At 71.7% G+C, this 21,011-nt stretch carries 15 protein-coding genes and 1 tRNA gene; 4 read left to right on the top strand and 12 right to left on the bottom strand.

The window, feature by feature from the left end; all coding sequences use genetic code 11:
- Nucleotides 1-133: 133 nt before the first annotated feature.
- Nucleotides 134-595: a response regulator gene (locus tag ABZ840_RS08920; RefSeq protein WP_361555610.1), complete on the bottom strand. Its 462-nt coding sequence runs from the start codon at nt 593-595 to the stop codon at nt 134-136.
- 203 nt (nt 596-798) lie between these two features.
- Here ABZ840_RS08920 and ABZ840_RS08915 point away from each other — a divergent pair.
- Nucleotides 799-870 (top strand) — tRNA-Arg (locus ABZ840_RS08915).
- A 196-nt stretch (nt 871-1,066) separates the two neighbouring features.
- On the opposite strand, the gene ABZ840_RS08910 is transcribed toward ABZ840_RS08915, so the two are convergent.
- The 4 genes from ABZ840_RS08910 to ABZ840_RS08895 form a co-directional block, all read right to left on the bottom strand.
- Nucleotides 1,067-2,116, bottom strand: coding sequence for a beta family protein (locus tag ABZ840_RS08910; protein WP_361555607.1), 1,050 nt, complete (start codon nt 2,114-2,116; stop codon nt 1,067-1,069).
- A gap of 158 nt (nt 2,117-2,274) precedes the next feature.
- Entirely contained in the window at nt 2,275-4,134 is a 1,860-nt protein-coding gene (locus ABZ840_RS08905) for a DUF2075 domain-containing protein (RefSeq protein ID WP_361555604.1), read from the bottom strand.
- 111 nt (nt 4,135-4,245) lie between these two features.
- Complete coding sequence (locus tag ABZ840_RS08900) at nt 4,246-5,874, bottom strand: HNH endonuclease (protein ID WP_361555601.1); 1,629 nt, start codon at nt 5,872-5,874, stop codon at nt 4,246-4,248.
- Between the two features lie 96 nt (nt 5,875-5,970).
- Entirely contained in the window at nt 5,971-6,450 is a 480-nt protein-coding gene (locus ABZ840_RS08895; RefSeq protein ID WP_361555598.1) for an MSMEG_6728 family protein, read from the bottom strand.
- 175 nt (nt 6,451-6,625) lie between these two features.
- On the opposite strand from ABZ840_RS08895, the gene ABZ840_RS08890 reads away from it, so the two are divergent.
- On the top strand, nt 6,626-9,760 hold the full coding sequence (locus ABZ840_RS08890) for an AAA family ATPase (RefSeq protein ID WP_361555595.1): 3,135 nt from the start codon (nt 6,626-6,628) through the stop codon (nt 9,758-9,760).
- A gap of 62 nt (nt 9,761-9,822) precedes the next feature.
- Here the strand turns inward: ABZ840_RS08890 and ABZ840_RS08885 are convergent, their stop codons facing one another.
- The 7 genes from ABZ840_RS08885 to ABZ840_RS08855 form a co-directional block, all read right to left on the bottom strand.
- Entirely contained in the window at nt 9,823-11,037 is a 1,215-nt protein-coding gene (locus tag ABZ840_RS08885) for a hypothetical protein (RefSeq protein WP_361555593.1), read from the bottom strand.
- Nucleotides 11,034-12,170, bottom strand: a complete 1,137-nt coding sequence (locus ABZ840_RS08880) for a hypothetical protein (RefSeq protein WP_361555590.1) — start codon at nt 12,168-12,170, stop codon at nt 11,034-11,036. Before ABZ840_RS08880 ends, ABZ840_RS08885 begins: the two co-directional genes overlap by 4 nt.
- A gap of 77 nt (nt 12,171-12,247) precedes the next feature.
- Nucleotides 12,248-12,919: an LUD domain-containing protein gene (locus ABZ840_RS08875; RefSeq protein ID WP_361555587.1), complete on the bottom strand. Its 672-nt coding sequence runs from the start codon at nt 12,917-12,919 to the stop codon at nt 12,248-12,250.
- Nucleotides 12,916-14,541 carry a lactate utilization protein B gene (locus tag ABZ840_RS08870; protein ID WP_361555584.1) on the bottom strand — a complete coding sequence of 542 codons (1,626 nt, stop codon included), beginning with the start codon at nt 14,539-14,541 and terminating at the stop codon, nt 12,916-12,918. Before ABZ840_RS08870 ends, ABZ840_RS08875 begins: the two co-directional genes overlap by 4 nt.
- Complete coding sequence (locus ABZ840_RS08865) at nt 14,538-15,341, bottom strand: (Fe-S)-binding protein (protein WP_361555581.1); 804 nt, start codon at nt 15,339-15,341, stop codon at nt 14,538-14,540. The genes ABZ840_RS08870 and ABZ840_RS08865 overlap by 4 nt, the downstream gene beginning before the upstream one ends.
- 174 nt (nt 15,342-15,515) lie before the next feature.
- Nucleotides 15,516-16,247 (bottom strand): FCD domain-containing protein, encoded by a 732-nt coding sequence (locus ABZ840_RS08860; RefSeq protein WP_361555578.1) that lies wholly within the window; start codon nt 16,245-16,247, stop codon nt 15,516-15,518.
- Between the two features lie 198 nt (nt 16,248-16,445).
- Nucleotides 16,446-17,732 (bottom strand): cytochrome P450, encoded by a 1,287-nt coding sequence (locus ABZ840_RS08855; protein WP_361555575.1) that lies wholly within the window; start codon nt 17,730-17,732, stop codon nt 16,446-16,448.
- A gap of 208 nt (nt 17,733-17,940) precedes the next feature.
- Between ABZ840_RS08855 and ABZ840_RS08850 the strand changes: the two genes are divergently transcribed.
- Both ABZ840_RS08850 and ABZ840_RS08845 read left to right on the top strand, forming a co-directional pair.
- Nucleotides 17,941-19,497: an FtsW/RodA/SpoVE family cell cycle protein gene (locus ABZ840_RS08850; protein WP_361555572.1), complete on the top strand. Its 1,557-nt coding sequence runs from the start codon at nt 17,941-17,943 to the stop codon at nt 19,495-19,497.
- Nucleotides 19,498-19,528: 31 nt separating this feature from the next.
- Nucleotides 19,529-20,986: a penicillin-binding transpeptidase domain-containing protein gene (locus ABZ840_RS08845; RefSeq protein ID WP_361555569.1), complete on the top strand. Its 1,458-nt coding sequence runs from the start codon at nt 19,529-19,531 to the stop codon at nt 20,984-20,986.
- Nucleotides 20,987-21,011: the final 25 nt, after the last annotated feature.

The following is a 21,011-nucleotide window of genomic DNA, read 5'->3' as shown; positions in this document are numbered from 1 at the left end:
ATCGGCGGGTCCGGGCTCGCGCGGTGCGGCGGGTCCGCCCTCACGCGGTGCGGGCCTAGCCTCACGCGGGGCGGGCCTGCCCTCATTCGCACTCCCGCTCCCACTACTCCCGCTGCCCGCCGTACCGGCCATGTCACCCCGTAGGCCGGGCGGCGGGCTCGGAATCCGGATCGGCATCGGCCGCCCCGTCCGCCGGCCCGCCCCCGGGGCCGGAGCCATGGGCCCCGCTCAGCAACTGGCGCACGGTCCGTATCAGCTCGACCGGCTCGAACGGCTTGGCGAGGAACGCGTCCACCCCGAGCGCTTCCCCGCTGTCCACCTCCAGCGGCGTGCACGCGCTGATGATGGCGATCGGGAGCTCCCGGGTACGCGGATCGGCGCGCAGCCTCTCGGCAGTACGCAGTCCGTTCAACCGCGGCATGACGACATCGAGCGTCACCACATCAGGACACACGTCGTGCACGATGTCGAGACACTCGGCACCATCAGCCGCGGTCACGACCTCGAAGCCCTCCAGCTCGAGATTGACCCTGATCAACTGCCGGATGACCTTGTTGTCGTCGACAACAAGGACCCGGCCGGGCAAGCCAGGCACATATTGAGACTAAGCGCCTGCCACCTGCTGCGTCCGGGTTTTCCCCACTTCCGCCCCGTGCGAGGGACGTTTCCCCGATCACCGCGGCCACCCCGTCCCCATGCGCTAGAGACCGACGTTCGACGTCCTCCCGAAACCCGTTCATGACCACCCCGCCCGAGCTGGTAGTGTTCTACCCGTCGCAAGCGCACAGCGCCCGACACGCCCCCGTAGCTCAGGGGATAGAGCAACGGCCTCCGGAGCCGTGTGCGCAGGTTCGAATCCTGCCGGGGGCACAGCAGCCGGATCAGCGTGATCACACCGCTGACCAGCCCAAGTGCCAAGAACGAAGGGCCGGACCCAGTACCACTGGGTCCGGCCCTTTGTCGTTGTTGCGGGCTGAGCACGCGTGAGGGGAGCATGAGGTGCGACTGCCGCTTGCTCGGCTTCAGGGGCTTGCGCCTGCGCCTCGGGGGATTCGTGTGTCGACTCTCAGGGGCGCCCCGTGGCGGCCAGGCGAGATGTCACCACCGCGAGATGGTGAGACGTGGCCCAAGCGCGCCATTCCGTGCCGCCGCCCGCTTTCGCCCGTTGCCGCTGCGCGCATTCCAGCACGCGCGCGTCACCCCAGGACGTGGCACCGCCAGTAGACGGCCAGTAGGGCGATTCGACCAGGTCGCGGCTGAGGACGAAGAAATCGTCGTTACCCGGTCGGACTTTCGCGTAGACGAAGACCTGCCAGTCGGTGTCGACGGTGTAGCGGAGGTTCGGGTGGGGTGCTCCACGGCTCTGCACCGGCATACGCGGATGTGTGACGCCGTAGTCCGCAAAGTCCAGTGCCCCGCCGTTCCAGGTCTCAGCGACCTGCTCCCATAAAAGGGCGTCCTCTCGCTTGACCGGTGTTGCTCGTCCACGCGGAAAGCCCGTCAGGTTGACCGGGAAGGCGCCGGCGGCGACGCACACTCGCCGCCAAGGCCACTCTGCCAGCCACTCCAGCGCTTGTGTGATCTCTCCCGCGAGCGCATGTCTCCTGTCTTCGGACCGCACTGACCCCGCGTCGATGACGAGATCGATCTCCCCTGGCTCTGCCTGGAGTGCCGCGAGCAGCTCACGGAACCGTTCACCGTCTGCCAGGTCACGAGAGAGGTCTGCCGAAGGAATGCGAAGGCACCCGCCTTGCTCGTGCCAGGCCATCACGGCGGCAACCTCGTCCAGCTGCTCGCCGGTGTCAGTGATCCTGAAGACCGGGCACATCGCGACCTGCCCTTGGCCCAGTGACTCCCCCACTCGCGTCATGGGTCCGCCGGACACATTGCTTTGGCGCGCACTCGGCATCGGTAAAGCGCCGCAGTCGACCGTGAGAACCATCCCTTTCGGGACGCTCTCGACAGCTTGATCGCAGAAGATCGTCAGGAGATCTCGGGCTCCAGGGTGCGGCACGAGCTCCATGACGGGACGAATTCGGGACCGAACCTCCGCCGAGGCGTGTTTCAGTGCCAGAAACTCGCCCTTCTTGCCCTTGAGAATCGGAACGTAGGCCACCGGCCACCCCCAGGGTGCACATCACACTCAGCCAGTTGAAGTACGCAACGCATCACTGGCGTAAGGGTGACTCAGGGGCCCTGGGATCGACAGAGGCACAAATGGGTCAATGCGTGTCAGTGGTTGTACGCCGGCGCATCCTCTGGTGGTTGAGGACGTTACGTGGCCCGAGTGGCGCGGTCGGGGATCAGGGTGCGGAGCAGAGCGCGGGTCTCGGGATCGGTGGAGTAGAGGACGGTGCCGGCCAGCCCGCGCGTGAGCAGCACTTTGTAGGTGTTGCGCATAAGGCGGTCGAATTGGTGCGGCGCCGCATGAGCCACGCTGCGGTCCTTGTTCTCCGCTTGGACCGCGCGCCACTCATTTCCGCGCCAGACCAGATCGGGGCCGAAGATCATTCCGTTCCAGGCGTACTCGAATCCCTGGGCCGTGTAAATGCAGCCAATCTGGCCGAAGCCGGCCCGTTCGGTGGCCCACAGAGAGGATGCGGGCGCCCCACTGGTGGAACGCTCGCTCTTGGAATTCCAGGGCCTGCGCCACGATCCGATGACCACGTCGTCTCTCAGACTGCCGTCACTCCGGAGGTTGCTCCACGGCCAGCAGAATCCGGCGGTCATGCGAGCGGTGCAGCCGGCCTCCTGGCGCATGCGGAGGTATTCCTCCATCTCCTCGGGCGATTCGGCGACGAGCACGTCGAAGTTCTCGTCGGGCTGCCACTTGATCGGTCCTCCGGGCTCCAGGCCCAGGAGACGGAGAACCCAGTATTCGTACGCACGACTCCCGCCGCAGCGGAACTGACTGTTGAGATCGACATGACGGACGAGACATCCCTTTGTGCGCGCCGCGGCGTCGATGGCCGCGACGCTGCCCATCTCCCCAGGCCGAACCACTTGGTGTTCGTCGAGGAGAAAGACCGGGACCCGGGCCGCGTCGATGAGTTGCTCCACCTGACTTCCACCGCTTCCCTGCGCACCAGCCGCGTTCAGGCCCGCGGACGGACGACGAATGCGGTGGGCCTCGTCGCAGATCAGGACGTCCAGGCCATTGCGTTCGGCGGCCGAGAAGTCGTTGAAGTACCGGAACAGCTTGGGGATGCGCTGGTTCTTCTCACCCACGACGTACCGGAGAGTGGTGGTGAATGATTTGGAGCCGGTGGCGTGCACGACGCTCCGGCCGTTTCGGCCGAGGTGGCTCATGAGGTGGAGGGCGATCACGCTCTTGCCGGACCCCGGGCCGCCGGATATGACAATGACCTCCTTGCTGTCCGACCGGCGCGACAAGGCTGCCGCTCGCTTCACCAGGGAAACCGCCACCTGTTGCTCGTCCATCAGGCGGAACTGGCCGCCATGGACGATCTCGTCGGCGGCGACGCGCATCAGTTGACGGCCGGGGGCAACGGCGCTTTCCAGGAGAGAATCGGCCTCGAGAGCGCCGTCCAGGGGCGAAAGACGAGTCTGCAAATACCGTATGAGTTCGCCCCGGGACGTGCTCGTGAAAATGTGCGCCTTCGCGTCGGGCAGGCCGAACAACCCGTCGATGTCCAGGTCGTCGGCGTTGTGCAGGTAGGCCACACCGGCGACGAGGTCTTCCTCGTCGCTGAGCAGATTGGAGAAGTCCCGCAGATAGTCGCAGTACCGGCGCACCTGAACGAGGGGATGCAAGGCGGGGCGATTACCCCGTCCCGTCACCAGGCACAGGTCGTCGGCGTCCGGAACCATGCGGGCGTCGCTCCACTGCTTGAGTTCCACGATGACGTAGGAGGGTCTGCCGGTCGTGGGGTGCGATCCGACGAGAACGGCGTCCGCGCGCAGGCTGGTGAGGGGCAGTTGGTGCTCGAGCAGGACCTCGATCTCATCGAGTCCCGCGTCGCGGAGCACCTCCGCCAAGGCCGGGAGGCTGTTCTCCCAGGAACGGCGCTCGCTGGGCGAAGGGGGGTTGGAGAACACCGCCCGGTACTGCTGCGCGAGCCGCTCGGTCAGGGCTCCGGCGGTGCTGCGGTCGAAGAGTGCGCGTGCGGACATGCGGAGAAGGGGCACAGGCTGTCTCCGGAGAAGCGGTGGACATGACGACGAGAGGAGGCGAAGGCGGCCGCTCCCCGCCCGAGGGCGAGGCCGGTCAGCAGGTGCGCGGAGTCACCGGAAACCTTTCTCCTGGCCTTCGGGGGACTCGGCGGCGGCCGGAGCCGGCGCCGGCGCCGGTCGCCCGCACAGACCGCGGTGGTAGCGCACACGCTCCTGATCGATGCGGTGATCGGTTTGCCGTGTGAGCGGGCCGACGGCCTCGCCGTCCCTGCTCCTCCGCACCACCCAGTCCTCGTCGATGTAGATGGCGAGCCTGTCGAACTGGACGTGGTGGTTGGGGCAGAGGCACAGCAGGTTCGACAGTTCGTCCGGCCCGTCGTGCGGACTGCCGAGCCCCTGTATGTGGGCCGCCTCGCTGTAGTGGCCGAACCGGGTCTCCAGCTGAATACCGCACACCTGACAGCTGTGCCGGTGCAGAAGCTTGACCTTCGCCACCAGCCTCGGGTCCCGGTCGGGTCGCGACGCCTCCGTGGTGCGACGGTTCACCGGTCCCGCGCTGCCTTCACCGTTCCGCTCGTCGCCTTCTTCGGCGCCGTGGCCGCTGGCACTCGCGTAACCGAGCAGACCGACGCGCTCGAGAAGAGCTTCTTGGTCCACATCCGCCAGGTAGCGGGAGCACAGGAGGCCGATCGCCTCGGCACGCGGGAGAGGCCGCTGCAAGAGCCGTGCGGCTTCTCGCGTGAACCCGGCGGTTGCTCCCGCTTTCGCGAGGGCCGACGGCGTCGGTTTGAAATCCTCGCTCGTCACACCCTGCACTTCCCACAGCCCGCTTCCCCGGAGGTGCCAGAAGGGGTACTCAGGTGTGGCCCGTGAGTCAGGGCGGCCGAAATCCTCGAGAAGGGTGCCGACCTCGGCGCGGAAGGTGTCCCATGACGTGACGCGTCCTTGCCCCGAGGCCAGGCGGCCTATCGCCCACAGGAGGCTCAGTGGTTGGTGAAGTGAGGGCTTCCCCTTGTGCGTGTGCGTGCCGAGGGTGTCCAGCGCTCGCAGCAGATCGTCCTTGACCATCCCGGGACGAGGGGCGGAGGCCCCGGAATTCGGCGACTGCGCCGGTGACGGCCCCGAGCTGCCGTTCAGGGCCGCGTCGAGCGCGTCGGCTGCCCGGACACGGTCTGCGGCCCGTACCAAGGTGAGACTCCGCAGCGGGGGCGTGATGGACAGCTCGGTCAGGAGAGGGGCCGCGGGTACCTCGAACTCGACCACGTCGCCGAGCGCCACTATGTGCTCCCAGGTGCTCCCGGCCTCCTCGTCCATTCCCCACACCGCTCGGGCCAGCTCACGGTTCCGGAAGAGTCCCAGGATCCTGGCCTTCGCGATGAACTTCGAGTCCGCGTAGAAGAGCATCTCGTCGCCGACCCTGCGCTCCCGGAGCGCGACAGCCTTCGCGTTCCCCTTCTGGCCGGTCGGTGTGGCCCCCCACAGTCGCGCCACCCCATCGGGGAAGATGCGCCAGAGCTCGGCCGCGTGCGCACCAAGGGCGTCTGCGTACTCCGACAGCCGGATCCCGTCCCGCACCGAGTGCTGAAAGTTCCGTGGCCCCCGGTGTCTGGCCCCTCCTCGGGGCTGCAATATCCACTGGACGGGGTGTGTCGCGGTGCGCTCCTTCGCCGTCTCCCCGACCTGCCCGTCCGCCCCAGCATCGCCATTGCCGATCAGTTGGACGTCGTACTCGTTCCCCATAGTGATCAGAATTTCACATGAATGATCGTACGGCGCAGAGAAGTTGGCGTTCTGTTGATGCAGGAGGAGGCATCGGTCCGGAGGCGCGCGCGTCGGTCAGGTGTCCCGGGGTGGCTCGCGGTCTGATGTTGGCCATACGTAGGGGAGGCCCGGGGGGACGTTGGGGAAGTGGTGGCGGTAGAGGTCGGGGGCTTTGGTGAGGAGGGCGGATTGGTGGCTTTGGTGGAAGGCGGGGTCGCCGAGCCAGTTGGGGAGGTTGCCTGAGGATGCCAGGGCGGAGTAGGGGCGGGGTGGGGCCCCGGGGAAGGTGGCCGTGTAGTCGTGGGTGAGGGTGTGGGCGCAGGTGTCCTGGCGGCCGGTGGCGGTCCAGGCGTGGCAGATTTCCAGGCCGTACCGGACGAGGGCCTCCTCGTAGCCCGTCCACATGCGGACCGCCGGGTGGTGGCGCCAGCCGTAGCCGGGGACGGTGAGGCCGCGGAGGACCTGGAGCGCCTCGACGCGTTGTTTGCCGAGACGGCGGGCGTCGAGGACCTCGGCGGAGGCCGCGAAGTCCGGGTACGGGAGGAATGTCTGCATGGGGGATGCGTAACCGGTCGCTTGGGGGCGTAATCGGCCCCCGGCCGCGTCGGGCTGCGCGTCTTGTCAGGGTGAGGGCGGGGAAGTAGTTTCGCCGTCAACCGCGGTGACCGGGGGTAGCCGAAACGGGTGGTCGCGGCGGGGTCACGGTCTCGTGTTCGGGTCGGAGTTGCTGATGCTGCGTTCCGCCTTCCGTCGGTCAGGGGCGCCGGTACTCGTCGGCCGCAGCGGGGAGCTGCGTGCCCTGGTGGACGCGCTCGGTCAGGCGCCGTCCGTCGTGCTCGTGGAGGGCGAAGCCGGGATCGGGAAGACCCGGTTGATTCGGGAGGCGCTGGCGCAGCCGTCGGTGCGGGGGCGACAGGTTCTGCTCGGTACGTGTCATCCCTTGCGTGAGCCGTTTCCGTACGGGCCTGCCTTTGATCTGTTGCGGCAGTTGGACGGGCGGATGGACGCCGTCGCCGCGCGGCTGAGTGCGGTGTGCGGGGCGCTGCGGCCGTATCTGCCGGAGCTGGCGGCCTCGCTGCCGCCCGCGCCGGACCCCTTGCCGGATCACCGGGCGGGGCGGCACCGGCTGTTCCGGGCGGTGCGGGAGCTGCTGGCGGCGCTCGGGCCGGTGGTCGTGGTCGTGGAGGACCTGCACTGGGCGGATGACGGGACGCGGGATTTGGTGCGGTTCCTGGTGGACGATTTGCCGAACGGGATGTCCGCTGTGCTGAGTTACCGGCGGGAGGATCTGCCGGGGGGAGCGCTGCCGTTGGGGCGGGCGTATCGCCGGCCGCCCGGTACGACGGCCGTGACGGTGCCGTTGCGGCCGCTGGACGTGGCCGGCGTACGGAGTCTGGCCGCCGCGATCGGCGGGGGCACGGAGGTGTCGGCCGCGTTCGCCGCCGGGCTGCACGAGCGGACGGCCGGTATCCCGCTCGTGCTGGAAGAGGTCGTACGCGCGCTGGACGGGAACGGGTACGAGGGTGCGGCGGCGCGGCTCGGCAGCGGCACGGCGCGCGAGACGCTGGACGCGCTGGAGGTTCCCGCGCTGCTGCGGGACGCCATGGCGGAGCGGATGGGCGGGCTGTCCGGGGCCGCTGCCGCCGTGGTGCACGCCGTTGCCGTGCTGCGCGTGCCGGCCAGTGAGGAGCTGATCGCGGCGACGGCCACCCGGACGACCGGGGAGTTCTCGGCGGCAGCAGGCGCCGGCGAGGCCGGTGACGGGAGGTGGGAAGCGTCGCGGGCGGCCGACGAGGTCGGTGACGGTAGGCGGGAAGCGTCGCGGGCCGGCGAGATCGGCGGCAGCAGGCGGGAGGCGCTGCCCGCCGTCGAGATCAGCGACGGTAGATGGGAAGCGTCGCGCGTCGGCGAGATCGGCGACGGCCGGCCGGAGGGGCTGCGGGCCGGCGAGGTCGGGGACGGGATTCGGGAGGCGTTGCGGGCCGGGGTGCTCTACGACTGTGGGGACGACCGGTACGGGTTCCGGCACACGCTCGCGCAGCAGGCGGTGTACGGCGGGCTGGCGGGGGTGGACCGGCGGCGGCTGCACGAGAGGGCCGTGGCCGCGCTCGCCGGGGCCGAGCCGCCGCCGTTGGTGCAGCTGGCGTACCACGCGCGGCAGGCCGGTGACCTGGCCGCCTGGCTGCGGTACGGGGAGGCGGCGGCCGAGGCGGCGCGGGAGATGGGCGACACCGCGGTCGTCGTGGAGATCCTGGAGGGCCTGCTGTCCGACCAGCGGCTGGGGGCCGCCGAGCGCGGCCGGCTGGCGACGGAGCTGAGCCGGGTCGCCGTCATCGGGCTGTCGTTCCGCAGGGCGGCCCGACTGCTCGAGCGCGTCGTACGCGACCGCGGCCTGCCCGTCGCCGTACGCGGCGAGATCCGCCTCAACCTCGGACTGCTGCAGCACAACCAGGCCGGCGACTACGAGCAGGGGCGGGCCGACACCGAGACGGCCGTGGCCGAGCTGCGGGAGCGGCCGGCACTGGCGGCCCGGGGCATGGCGGCCCTGGCGATGCCCAGCTGGGGCGAGCATCCGTACGCCGTGCACCAGCGGTGGGCGGAACAGGCCGAGGAACTGGTCGCGGGGCAGGCGGTCGCCGGGCAGGCGGATCCCGCCCTGCGGATGGCCGTACGCGGCAACCACCTCGCGCTGCGGGCGAGCAAGGGCGAACCGGGCGTCTGGGCGGACGTCGAGGAGATGGTGCGCGCGGGCCGGACGACGGCCGAACGGCTCCAGGCCGCCCGGCTGTGCGGCAACGTCGCGGAGGCGGCCGCCTGGCTGGGCCACCACGACCGCGCCGAGCACTTCCGCCGTACCGGGACGCGGCTCGCGGCCGAGTGCGGCGCACCGTTCCTGCAGGGCATCATCGACGGCACCGCGCTGCGGCTGGAGTGGCACGGCGGCCGGTGGCAGGGGCTGGACGGCCGGGCGCGGCAGGTGCTCGACATGGTGCAGGGGGTCTCCGGCATCTCCGCCGACGCGCATCTCGTACTGGGCTGGCTCGCCGTCGCCCGCGGCGAGTGGGAGGAGGCCGCGGCGGAACTGGGCGCCGCGGCGCTGGACGACCCGGCCAACGCGCCGGCGCCGATCCTGGCCGCCGCGTCCGGCGCGATGGTCCGGGTGCTCCTCGCGCGCGGCGAGCCGGCGGCGGCCTGCGCGGAGGCGGAGCGGGCGGTCGCCCGGGTACGCCGCAAGGGCATCTGGGCGTGGGGCGGCGACCTCGTCCCCATGGCGGTGACCGCCCTCGTACGGAGCGGGCGCTGCCGCGAGGCGGCGGCGCTGGGCGAGGAGTTCGCCGGGGCGGCGGCCGGGATCGACGCGCCGCTGGCGGCGGCCGCGGCGGAGGTGTGCCGGGGCGTGGTGGCGTGCGCGCGTGAACGGTACGGGGAGGCGGTGGCCGCGTTCGGCCGGGCGCGGGACGGGTACGCCGCGCTGCCGCGGCCGTACTCCGAGGCCCGGGCCGCCGAGGCGGCGGCGCGCTGCCGGCTGGCGGCCGGGGACCGGGACGCGGCGGGTGCGGTCGCCGAACTCGCCGATGTCTTCGCGGGGCTGGGCGCCACGCGGGACGCGGCACGCTGCCGCCGGGTGCTGCGGGGCAACGGGGTGGTGACGCCGTCGCGGCGCGGCCGACGCGGTTACGGGGACGAACTGTCGCCCCGGGAGCGCGAGGTGGCCCGGCTGGTGGCACTGGGGCACACCAACCGGGAGATCGCCGACGTGCTGTTCCTCTCGCCCCGCACGGTGGAGCAGCACGTGGCGAAGGTACTGCGCAAGCTGGGCGTGACCTCGCGCGCGGGGGTGGCGGGGGCGTCGGTCGGGGGGTGAGGGGGGTGAGGGGGGGTGAGGGCGCGCGGGATGCGTACGCGCTCCCTCCGTCGCCCCCGGCCTCACTCCCCCGGCGGCAAGGAGATCCGCAGCGGGCCGCAGCCGAGGCGGTCGGCTTCCTCTGCCGCGTACTGGGGGAAGAGGGCGCGGATGAGGGGGGCGCGGTCGGCGTCGTCGGCGCGCATGAGGAAGGTGACGTCGCCGGTCGGGCAGGACGCCTGGAACAGGGCGAGGTCGGGCCGGAGGATGCCGTGGCCGTCCGACTCGGCCGCCTTGATCCGTTGGCCGCCGTCGTACGCCTGCCCGCCGTAGATGACGGCGAGGCGCGGGTCCTCGATGGTCATCAGCCGCAGGTCGGGGTGGTGGAGGGAGATGTTGCGGTCGCAGGTGCGGACGGGGCCCGTCCCCCGCGTCACCCTGGGCCGGTACGCGGAGAACCACCCCTTGTCGGGCGCCCGGAGTCCCTCGATGCCGCAGACGGCGTGGAACTTCTCGGCCAGGGGCTCGCCCGGCCGCGGGAGCCGGGACACCGGGTCGGCGAGCGTGCCCTCGCAACCCCTGTCGGCCGTGTAGTGGTTGACCAGCTTGACCACCGTACGGGCGAGCCGGGCACGGTCATCGGTCTCGACGGCGTCGTCGTACAGGGTCGGGCCGGTCGTCACGTCGACCACCACCGGACCGTTGCCGGTGCCCGACCGGCCGACACAGCCGTCCGGTACGGCCAGCCAGGCACGGGTGTCCGAGGCCATCCCCAGCAGGCCGCCGCCCAGCGGGCTCAGCCGGGCCGACAGGAACTCGTCGGCCCACTGGTCGCCGGAGCCGCCGAACCGGTTGTCGAGCCGGTGGATCTGCACGGTGACCCGGTCGCCGTCGACGGCCTGCAGAACGCACTGACCGGAGGGGCCGTCACCACTGATCGGGGACCCGTCGATCGGCGTGTCGACGCTCTCGATGTCCGTCTCGGTGTCCGTACTCCCGTCGAGGAGCCCTGCGACGTCACTGCTGCCCAGCGCGCCCCAGCAGGAGCGCCCGCCGCCCGCGAACGGGCCCGCTTCCGCCTGCCAGGCCACGGCCGTGCCGCCGAGCAGCGCCCCGGCGACCGCGGCGGCCAGCGCGGGCCGCAGCCGGCCGCGCGTCAGCCGGCGCCAGTGCCACCAGCGCGTACGCGGTACGAAGGGGCCGGTGCCGAGCACGCCCACGCGGGCGGCGGAGGTCGCCTCCGGCGTACCGGACTCTCCCTCGCGGGAATCGGCGTGCGTCTCGCCCGTCCCGGTCATCGGCCGGTCCCCCCGTTCTCGGTGTCGGTGGTCGGTGCGACCGGTGCGACCGGTGCGCATCCCAGGCGCTGCGTCACGGAGTTGGCGAAGGCCTCGAAGTAGCGGGTGGTCTTCGCTTTGCCGAGGTCGGACATGTCCGGGGTGCGCAGCAGGAAGTTCGTGGACCGGCCCGCGCAGTCCGCCCGCAGCACCTGCTGGTGGGCGCCGAGGCTGCCCGTACCGCGCCGGCCGCGTGCCGGAGGCGCGTCGCCGACCGGGCCGTCGAAGAGCGCGCCGAGCCGCGGCCCGGCCACCATCAGGGCGTCCAGGACGGGCTTGCCGTCGAGCCCGGAGGTCCGTACGGAGCAGGACTGGAGCTCTGGGGTGACCGCCCCGACCTGGTACTCCATGCGGTCCGCCGCGTCCTCGTCGAACTCCATGCCCCGGATGCGGCACGCGCGTGTCGTGAAGGTGCGCTCCGTGTCCTCGGCCAGGGTCAGCACCGGCGAGGTGACGCGCAGCGGACGGTCGGGCGCGCAACCGGCCGCCGTCATACCGCGGTTGGCCGCCGCGACGGTCAGTGCGGCGACCGAGCGGGCACCGCCGAGCCCGGGGCTGGTACCCATGGAACCGTTGGCCGAGGTCAGCTTGGCGTCGGAGTCCAGGGTGACCACGGTCGGCCGGCCGTCACGGGTGTCGCACCGCTTCGGCAGGACGAGCAGTGCCTGGTCGCCGTCGACGGCGCCGGGGAGCCCGTCGGGCAGCGGCACGGCACGGTCGCCGAGGTGCCCCACGAGCCACTTCATGCGATCGGCTGCGGCCTCCGGGGCCGGCCCGTACCGGACCGTGATCTCGGTCTTCTCCGTTCCGTAGGTCTCCTCGGAGCGGAGCGCCACCGTGCAGCTGCCGTGCGGCCGTTGGCGGGTGGGCGCGGTCTCCTGGGCCTTCCGCGTCCCCCCGTCGTCGAGCGCCGCGTCGGCCAGGAACTCGGGCCCGCTCCCCGCTTCCCAGGCACCCCAGCAGTACCGGGCCCGGTCCTCCGCGAACGGCCAACCACCCGTCGCCCACGTGCCGAGCCCGGCCGCCCCCACCAGCACCACCAGCGCGGCCGCCGCCATCTTGGCACGGCGCCCCCGCCACCACTCCCCCGTCACTCCAGCCCCCCGGTTGTCGCGAGCGGCGATCTTATCCGGCGGAGTGGAGGTGCGGGGGTGCGGCCATGGGGCAGGCCTCACGCGTCCGTGCGGATCACCACCACCAGTGTCCGGGGGCCGTGTACGCCCTCCACTCGTTCCAGTTCGATGTCGGAGGTGGCGGAGGGGCCGCTGATGAGGGTGGTGGGGCGGGTCGGGTGGAGGCGGGCCACGGTCTCGGGGACGCCGGCCTCGACCGACGAGGCGTCGACGACGCAGACGTGGAGGTCGGGGACGAGGGTGAGGGCGCGGCGGCCCTGGTCGGGCGAGGCGTCGAGGAAGATGGTGCCGGTCTCCGCGCAGGTGACGGCGGAGGCGGTCACCACCCCGTCCAGCGCGTCCAGTTCGGGCGCGGGGGTGGCGGCGGAGTCGTGCCGTACCTCGCCGTCGTACGCCGTGAGCCAGGACGGGGCGAGGCCGGGCGGTACGCCGATGCTCCGGGCCCCGTGGTCGCGCAGTACGGCGGCGATCACCTCGGCGGTGTCCGCGGCCGGGCAGCTGCGCACCTCGGCCTTGTAGTCGACCAGGCGGTCGGTGAGCAGTGCCAGGAGCGCGTCGGCGGGGAGGGTGCGGCCGGTGCGGTAGTCGCGCGGGATCGACACCTCGGGGGCGGGGGCGAGGGCCAGCGCGTCCCGTATGCGGCCGAGCACCGTGTCGCGGGCGCCGGCGGGCCCGGGGGCGCCGGTGGGCGTGGGCGTGGTGGCGGTCACTGTTCCTCCTCGTCGGGGCCGTTGCCTTCGGTACGGGCCCGCGCCCCTTCCTCCGCGGCGGTCCGCATCAGTTCCGCCTTTTCCTCGGCAGCGGTTCGCCTCGCTTCCGCCCCTTCCTCCGCCGCGGTGCGCATCGCTTCCACGCCCGCGTCCGACGTCAGCCATGAGCGGAAGGTCTCCTTCGGCGGGGCCGGGGTGTCACGGGTGGCGCTCCAGCCGTTGAAGGGGGGCGGGAGGTGGGTGATGCGGCCGTCGCGTCCCGCCAGGGCGCGGCCCAGGCCCGAAGCCTTCTGCGCCGACCGGTACACCCCCGGCCTGCCCATCACGGCGGCCGCGGCCTTCATGGCCAGCTTCTCGGCCGTCGTACCCGCCGCCTCGGTGTGCTGGTGGCGGAGTTCGACGAGGAGGGACGGGATGTCGATCTTGACCGGGCAGGCGTCGTAGCAGGCGCCGCAGAGCGTGGAGGCGTACGGGAGGGAGCTGTTGGGGTCGTTCTTGGCGGCGTCCATGCCGGCGAGCTGCGGGGTGAGGACGGCGCCGATCGGGCCGGGGTAGGTCGAGCCGTACGCGTGGCCGCCGGCCCGCTCGTACACCGGGCAGACGTTGAGGCACGCCGAGCAGCGGATGCAGTTCAGGGCCTGGCGGCCGACCTTGTCGGCGAGGGCCGCGGTGCGTCCGTTGTCGAGGAGGACCAGGTGGAAGTTCTGCGGGCCGTCCCCCGGTGTCACGCCCGTCCACATCGACGTGTACGGGTTCATCCGCTCGCCGGTGGAGGAGCGCGGCAGCAGCTGGAGGAAGACCTCCAGGTCGGCGTAGCGCGGGAGGACCTTTTCGATGCCCATGACGGTGATGAGCGTGTCGGGGAGGGTGAGGCACATGCGGCCGTTGCCCTCGGACTCGACCACCGAGAGGGTGCCGGTCTCGGCGATGCCGAAGTTGGCGCCGGAGACGGCGACGGGCGTGGTGAGGAACTTCTCGCGCAGGTAGGCGCGGGCGGCGGCCGCCAGGTGCGCCGGTACGGAGTCCAGTTCGGGGTCCACGCCGGGGATGCCGGCCTTGAAAATCTCGCGGATCTCGTCGCGGTTGCGGTGGATCGCGGGGACGAGGATGTGGGACGGCTTGTCGTCGGCGAGCTGGACGATCAGCTCGGCGAGGTCGGTCTCGTACGCCGTGATGCCCTGGTCCGCGAGGTGTTCGTTGAGGCCGATCTCCTGGGTGGCCATGGACTTGACCTTGATGACCTCGTCGGATCCGGTCTGCTGGACGAGGCGGGTGACGATCGCGTTGGCCTCGACGCCGTCGCGCGCCCAGTGGACGGTGCCGCCGTGCTCCGTGACCTTCGCCTCCAGCTGTTCCAGCAGCTCGGGGAGGCGGTTCATGGTGTCGGTCTTGATCGCGGCCCCGGCGTCGCGCAGCGCCTCCCAGTCGGGGAGTTCGCCGGTGACGGCCAGCCGCTTGGCGCGAATGGTGTGGGTGGCCCTGCCGAGGTTGCGGCGCAGCTGGTCGTTGCGGAGCTCGTCGTGGGCGGCCCGGGGGAACTTCCGGTCACCGCGGAGGTTGCCGGTGCCGTACGGCGAACGGGGCGGGACGGTGGGCATGCCCAGGTAGGCGGTGGTGCTCATCGGGCGGCCTCCAGCGGGGTGCCGGACGCCTCGCGGGTGCCGGGATCCGGCAGGGCGTACGGCCGGGTACGGGTGGACGCGAGGATCTGCGCCAGGTGGAGGGTGCGGGTACCGGCCTCGATGCGGGAGAGGCCGCCGCCGATGTGCATCAGGCAGGACGAGTCGCCGGCCGTGCAGACCTCGGCTCCGGTGCCGGTGACGTGGCGCATCTTGTCGGCGAGCATCGCGGCGGAGGTCTCGGCGTTCTTGACCGCGAAGGTGCCGCCGAAGCCGCAGCAGGCATCGGCCTCCGGCAGCTCGACGAGGTCGATGGCCTCGACGGCGCGCAGCAGCCGCAGCGGCTTCTCGCCGACCCGCAGCATGCGGAGCGAGTGGCAGGTGGGGTGGTACGTCACCCGGTGCGGGAAGTACGCGCCGACGTCGGTCGTGCCCGCCACGTCGACCAGGAACTCCGACAGCTCGTACGTCTTGGTCTTCACCGCCGCGACGCCCGCGCGCAGGGCCGCGTCGCCGTACCGCTCGGCGACGATCTCGTGCTGGTGGCGTACGGAGCCGGCGCAGGAGCCGGAGGGCATGACGACCGCCTCGATCGAGGGGTCGCCGAACTGCTCGGCGAAGCCGCGTACCAGCGGGACCGGCTCGCGCTGGTAGCCGGTATTGACGTGCATCTGGCCGCAGCAGGTCTGGCCCGGCGGGAAGACCACGTCGTGGCCGAGGCGGGCGAGCAGGACGGCCGTGGCTTTCACCGCGTCGGGGAAGAGCGTGTCTCCCAGACAGGTGGCGAAGAGTCCGACGCGCATGGGACCTCCGAGGGGGGGGGATAACCGTGAGCCGTCGGCGCCGCCAGGGACCGCGTCGTACGACCTCTTTATGGTCGGACCATACTAGAGATGGGTGAGCGCGGGGAGTGCCGGGTGAGGCGGAGCGGGCGAGACGGAGGGAAGGAGCGCGCGAGCGCGTGCCCCCGGCGGCGGTCAGTCCGCCGGGCCGTCGTCCACCAGCGTGCCGTGGAGCCCCCGGATGTGCCGTTCGGCCAGGTCGGCGGCGCCGGCGCCGTCACCGGCCCGCACCAGGCGGAGCAGTTCGGCGTGCTCGGCGTTGAGCGCGGCCGCGGGTGCCGGCCAGTCCTCGGCCGCCTCCAGGGCGCGCAGGATCAGCGGGCGGACGGACTCGCGGACGGCGGAGGTGAGGGTGGAGGTGAGCGCGTTGCCGGAGCTGCGGGCGATCTGGACGTGGAACCGGGTGTCCAGGTCGTTGAACTCCGCCACGCTCACCTCCGGCGACGCCATCCGCGCGACGAGCTCCGCCGCCTCGTCGAGGTCCGTGGCGGCGGCGTGCTCGGCGGCCGCGTGGAAGCTGGAGCGTTCCAGGGTGACGCGGGCCTCCAGGACGTCCTCCAGGCAGTAGCTGCCGAGAGCGAAGTGGAGGCGGAGCAGCCGGCCGAGCGCGTCGTCGGGGTTCCGGACGATCCGGGCGCCCGCGTCGGGACCGCGGCCGGCCTGGGCGACCAGGACGCCGATGGTCTCCAGGACGCGGAGCGCCTCGCGGAGCGCGGAGCGGCTGACACCCAGTACCGGGGCCAGCTCACGCTCGGGCGGCAGCCGGTCGCCGGCCTTCAGCTCGCCGGCCAGCACCCGCTCCTCGATGCTTTCGAGAACGAGCTCGTGCGTACGGGACTGCCGTACGGGTCGCCATTCGACAGCCATCCGTCACTCCCTGGTCGGCCCGGCACTGCGTCCTGATCGGCCGGCGCTCTCACCGAAAAACTATGTCACACGGCAGGTCAAGCCGTGATTGCGGTCGGATCGGACGCTTTCGTTCCCCCTGTGGTTCCCCCTCTGCGCATCCCCCTTTTGGTGCCGCCCACACGCCGGCACCGGCGCCCCGGCCGGTGCCCCGCGCACTCAGCCGTGCAGGCGTACCGGCAGCGATTCCACTCCGTAGACGATGGACAGCTTGCGGAATGCCAGTTCCCGTTCCGGAACGGCGAGCCGCATGTTCGGGAATCTGCGGACAAGTGCCGGATATGCGGCGCGGAGTTCCATCCGGGCCAGCTCGGCGCCGACGCAGCGGTGGATTCCGTAACCGAATGCGAGGTGCGAGGGGACCTTGCGATGCGGATCGAAGTGTTCCATGTCCGGCCCGAGCTTTTCGTCCCGGTCCGCGCCGCTGAGCGAGCACAGCACGACGTCACCCTCGGCCATGCGGACGCCGCCGATTTCGACCTCCTCCCGGGCGAACCGGGGAAAGGCGACCTGTACGACGGTGAGATAGCGGAGCAATTCCTCGACATAGCGGTCGGCGGCGTCGTCGCCGTCCTTCAGTGCCGCGAAGTGGTCGGGGTCGCGCAGCAGGACGAGGGCGCCGAGCGCGAGCATGCTCGCGGTGGTCTCGAAGCCGCCGGTGAGCACGCCGTCGGCGAGTCCGGCCAGCTCATCGTCGGTGACGGTGTCGCCGTGGTCGCGGACGATCTGGCCGAGCAGGCCGTCACCGGGGTTCTTGCGCTCCTTCTTGACGATCTCCTGGAAATAGGCGAGCGATTCCGATATGGCACCGAAGGAGGCGTTCGCGCCGCCGAAGAGGTCGAAGCGGGCCGCGCTCAGCCGCTCGAAGTCGGCGCGGTCCTCGTAAGGAACTCCCAGCAGCTCACAGATGACGAGGGAGGGAATGGGCAGGGCAAAGGTGTGGACGATGTCGACAGGCTCCCCCGAGCGCCCGAGGCGCTCCATTTCCGCCAGCCGGTCCTCGACGATCTCGTGGATGCGGGGCGTGAGCCGGTTGAGCCGGCGCATGGTGAATTCGGGGGTGAGCAGCCGGCGCAGCCGGGTGTGGTCCGGCGGGTCGGCGAATCCCAGGCCACCGGGGTTCTTCCCGGCGTCGGCGCCGGCATTGCCGACGAGGTTGGTGTAATCGGTACTGAAGGCCTTGGCCTTGCCCAGCACCTCCTTCACCTCGTCATAGCCGGTGACCAGCCACACATTGGAGGCGAGCGGCACGGGAAGGATGCTCACCGGCGACTTCTGCCGTACTTCCGACAAGTCGGCCACCGGGTCAAGGCCGTGGCGACGCAGCGGCATGAGGGTGGACTCGGGCAAGAAGGGCATTCGAGACAGATCGAAGCCCTTTTTCTGAGTCCGCGCGAGATATCTGCGGGCCAGCCAAGCGGTGACGCCCGAGCGGATTTTGGTCATGCCCGCAATACTGCCTGGCCGATACCCGTGCTGACCAAGCGACCTGGCAGCGAAGTGATAACAAGATGAACGTCTGTTACGCCCGGTGCGCCCCGTCGGCCACCCTTTGCACCCCCTTGCCCCCGCCACCCCGTACACCGGCGGCACAGGGGCCTGATCATGATCGCCCTCGGTGGCATCTGCCCCGCCGCTTGCTACTTTGCCTGACATGACCGCGACCACGGCCCCGACGGCGGACGCCCCTCCCCCAGGAATCCGGCTGCCCAGGCGCCGCGGCGTCGAACTGCTGCTGCTCGCCGGCGCCGTCCTGATCAGCGTCTACGGTTACGTCGAAGTCGGCCTCGCGCGGCACGGCACCGTCCCGGCCGGCGCCGCGAGCTACGGCGCGGGGCTGGCCGTACTGGCGCTCCTCGGCCATCTCGCCGTACGGTTCCGGGCGCCGTACGCCGATCCGCTGCTGCTGCCGATCGCGGTCCTGCTCAACGGCCTCGGCCTGGTCCTGATCTTCCGGCTCGACCAGGAGACTCCGAAGGACGAGGCGGCGCCCACCCAGCTGATCTGGTCCGCGCTCGGCGTGGCGCTGTTCATCGGCGTGCTGGCGCTGCTGCGCGACTACCGGGTGCTCCAGCGGTACGCCTACCTCAGCGTCGCCGCCGCGCTCGTCCTGATGGTCGTGCCGATCCTCTTCCCCGCGGTCAACGGCGCGAAGATCTGGATCCGGTTCGCCGGGTTCTCCATCCAGCCCGGCGAGTTCGCGAAGATCCTGCTCAGTGTCTTCTTCGCGGCCTATCTCGCGGCGAACCGGCACGCGCTCGCGTACACCGGCCGCCGGCTGTGGCGGATGCAGCTGCCCACCGGCCGGGTGCTCGGCCCCATCGTCGCGATCTGGCTGATCAGCGTGGCCGTGCTGGTGCTGGAGCGGGACCTGGGCACCTCCCTTCTCTTCTTCGGCGTCTTCGTCGTCCTGCTGTACGCGGCCACCGGGCGCACCGGCTGGATCGCCGTCGGGCTGCTGCTCGCCGCGGTCGGCGCGGCCGCCGTGGGCAGCGTCGAGCCGCACGTGCACAGCCGTGTCGCGGACTGGCTGCACCCCTTCGCAAGCATCGAGCGGGGCGAGGGCGCGAGCCAGCTCGCCCTGTCGCTGTTCGCCTTCGGCGCGGGCGGCATGCTCGGCACCGGCCTCGGCCAGGGCCACTCCGCGCTCATCGGCTTCGCCATGAAGTCGGACTTCATCCTGGCCACCGCGGGCGAGGAGCTCGGGTACACCGGCCTCACCGCGCTCTTCCTCCTCTACACACTGCTGGTCGCGCGCGGCTACCGCGCGGGGCTGGCGATCCGCGAACCCTTCGGCCGGCTGCTCGCGGTCGGCCTGTCCTCGCTCCTCGCCATCCAGGTGTTCGTGATCGCGGGCGGGGTGATGGGGCTGATCCCGCTCACCGGGATGGCGATGCCGTTCCTGGCCCAGGGCGGCTCCTCCGTCGTCACCAACTGGATCATGATCGCGCTGCTCGTCCGCATCAGCGACCGGGCGCGGCGGCCCCGGCCGGTCCGCGCGGACACCGGAGTGATCGCGCGGGTGGTGGTGCCGGACCCGGCGGGTCCGGCGGGTCCGGACGACGGGGCGGAACCGGCTGATCCGGTACCGGATCCGGGGGCCGCGGAGAGTGCGGGGCGCCCCGGGACGGGGCGTGGCGGCCGGGCCGGCAGGCGACGCCGCGGCCGTTCCGGCGGTCGGCGCGGCCGCCGGAACGGGGACGCCCGGTGACCCGCCACATCCGCCGGAACGGAGGCCCCCGGTGATCCGCCACATCCGCCGTACCTCGGCGTTCTGTCTCCTCCTCCTGGTCCTGCTGCTCCTGAACGCCGCCCGGGTGCAGCTCCTCAACTCCGAGGAGTACGCCCACAACCCCGCCAACCGCCGGGCCGACCTCCAGCGGTACGACCGACCGCGGGGCGCCATCGTGGTCGGCGACCGGCCCGTGACCGGCTCCCGGGACAGCGGCGGCACCCTGCGGTACGCCCGTACGTACACCCAGGGCCCGCTGTACGCGCCGGTCACCGGGTACGCCTCGCAGGTCTACGGCACCTCTCTCCTGGAGAACGCCGAGGACGGCATCCTCTCCGGCACCGACGCCCGGCTCGCGCCCGTCCCGCTGTGGACCGCTCTCACCCGCGAACAGCAGCCGGCCGGTGACGTGGTCACCACCATCGTCCCGGCGCTGCAGCGGGCCGCGTACGAGGGCCTGGGCGGCAAGAAGGGCGCCGTGGCCGCCGTGGAGCCGGCGACCGGGAAGATCCTCGCGCTGGTCAGCACGCCCTCGTACGACCCGGGCCGGCTGTCCGGCAGCGGCTCCGCCACCACCGACGCCTGGACCCGGCTCAACGCGGCCGCCGACCGGCCGATGCTCAACCGGGCGCTGCGCCAGACCTATCCGCCCGGCTCGACGTTCAAGGTCGTCACCGCGGCGGCCGCGCTCGACCACGGCATCGTGGAGGACCCGGACGCCGACACGGACACCCCGAGCCCGTACACCCTGCCCGGCACCTCCACCCGGCTCACCAACGAGGCGGGCGGCTGCGAGGACGCCTCGCTCCAGCACGCCTTCGAGGTCTCCTGCAACACCGTCTTCGCGCGCCTGGGAGTGGACGTCGGGCTGGACGGAATGGCGGACACGGCCGAGAAGTTCGGCTTCAACGACGACGGGCTGATGATCCCGTCCCGGGTCGCCGGGAGCACCTTCGACACCGACATGAACGACGCGCAGCTCGCGCTCTCCTCCATCGGCCAGTACAACACCGCCGCCACCCCGCTCCAGATGGCGATGGTCGCCGCCGCGGTCGCCAACGACGGTGACCTGCGGCGCCCGTTCCTGGTGGACCGGCTGACCGACGCGCGGGGGAACACCCTCACCCACACCCGTTCGCGCCGCCTGCACCGCGCGATGAGCGAGGACACCGCACGCCGGCTCCGTGCGCTGATGACCGACGTGGTCACCAAGGGCACCGGTACGAAGGCGGCGATCCCCGGCGCGACCGTCGGCGGCAAGACCGGCACCGCGCAACACGGCGTCGGCAACTCCGGCACCCCGTACGCCTGGTTCCTCTCCTGGGCACAGGCGGACGGCGCGGAGGTCCCCGCCGTCGCGGTGGCCGTGGTGGTCGAGGACGCGTCGGCGCACCGCGCCGACATCAGCGGCGGCGGCAGCGCGGCCCCGATCGCCCGCGAGGTGATGCGGGCGGCGCTCGACCAGTGACTCCGGGTCCCGCGGGCGCCGCCCG

Source organism: Streptomyces sp. NPDC047117 (assembly GCF_040643545.1).
In the GTDB taxonomy this organism is placed as follows: domain Bacteria; phylum Actinomycetota; class Actinomycetes; order Streptomycetales; family Streptomycetaceae; genus Streptomyces.
Note: the sequence above shows the minus strand (reverse complement) of the source record. Positions and strands in the feature narration are given on the sequence as shown.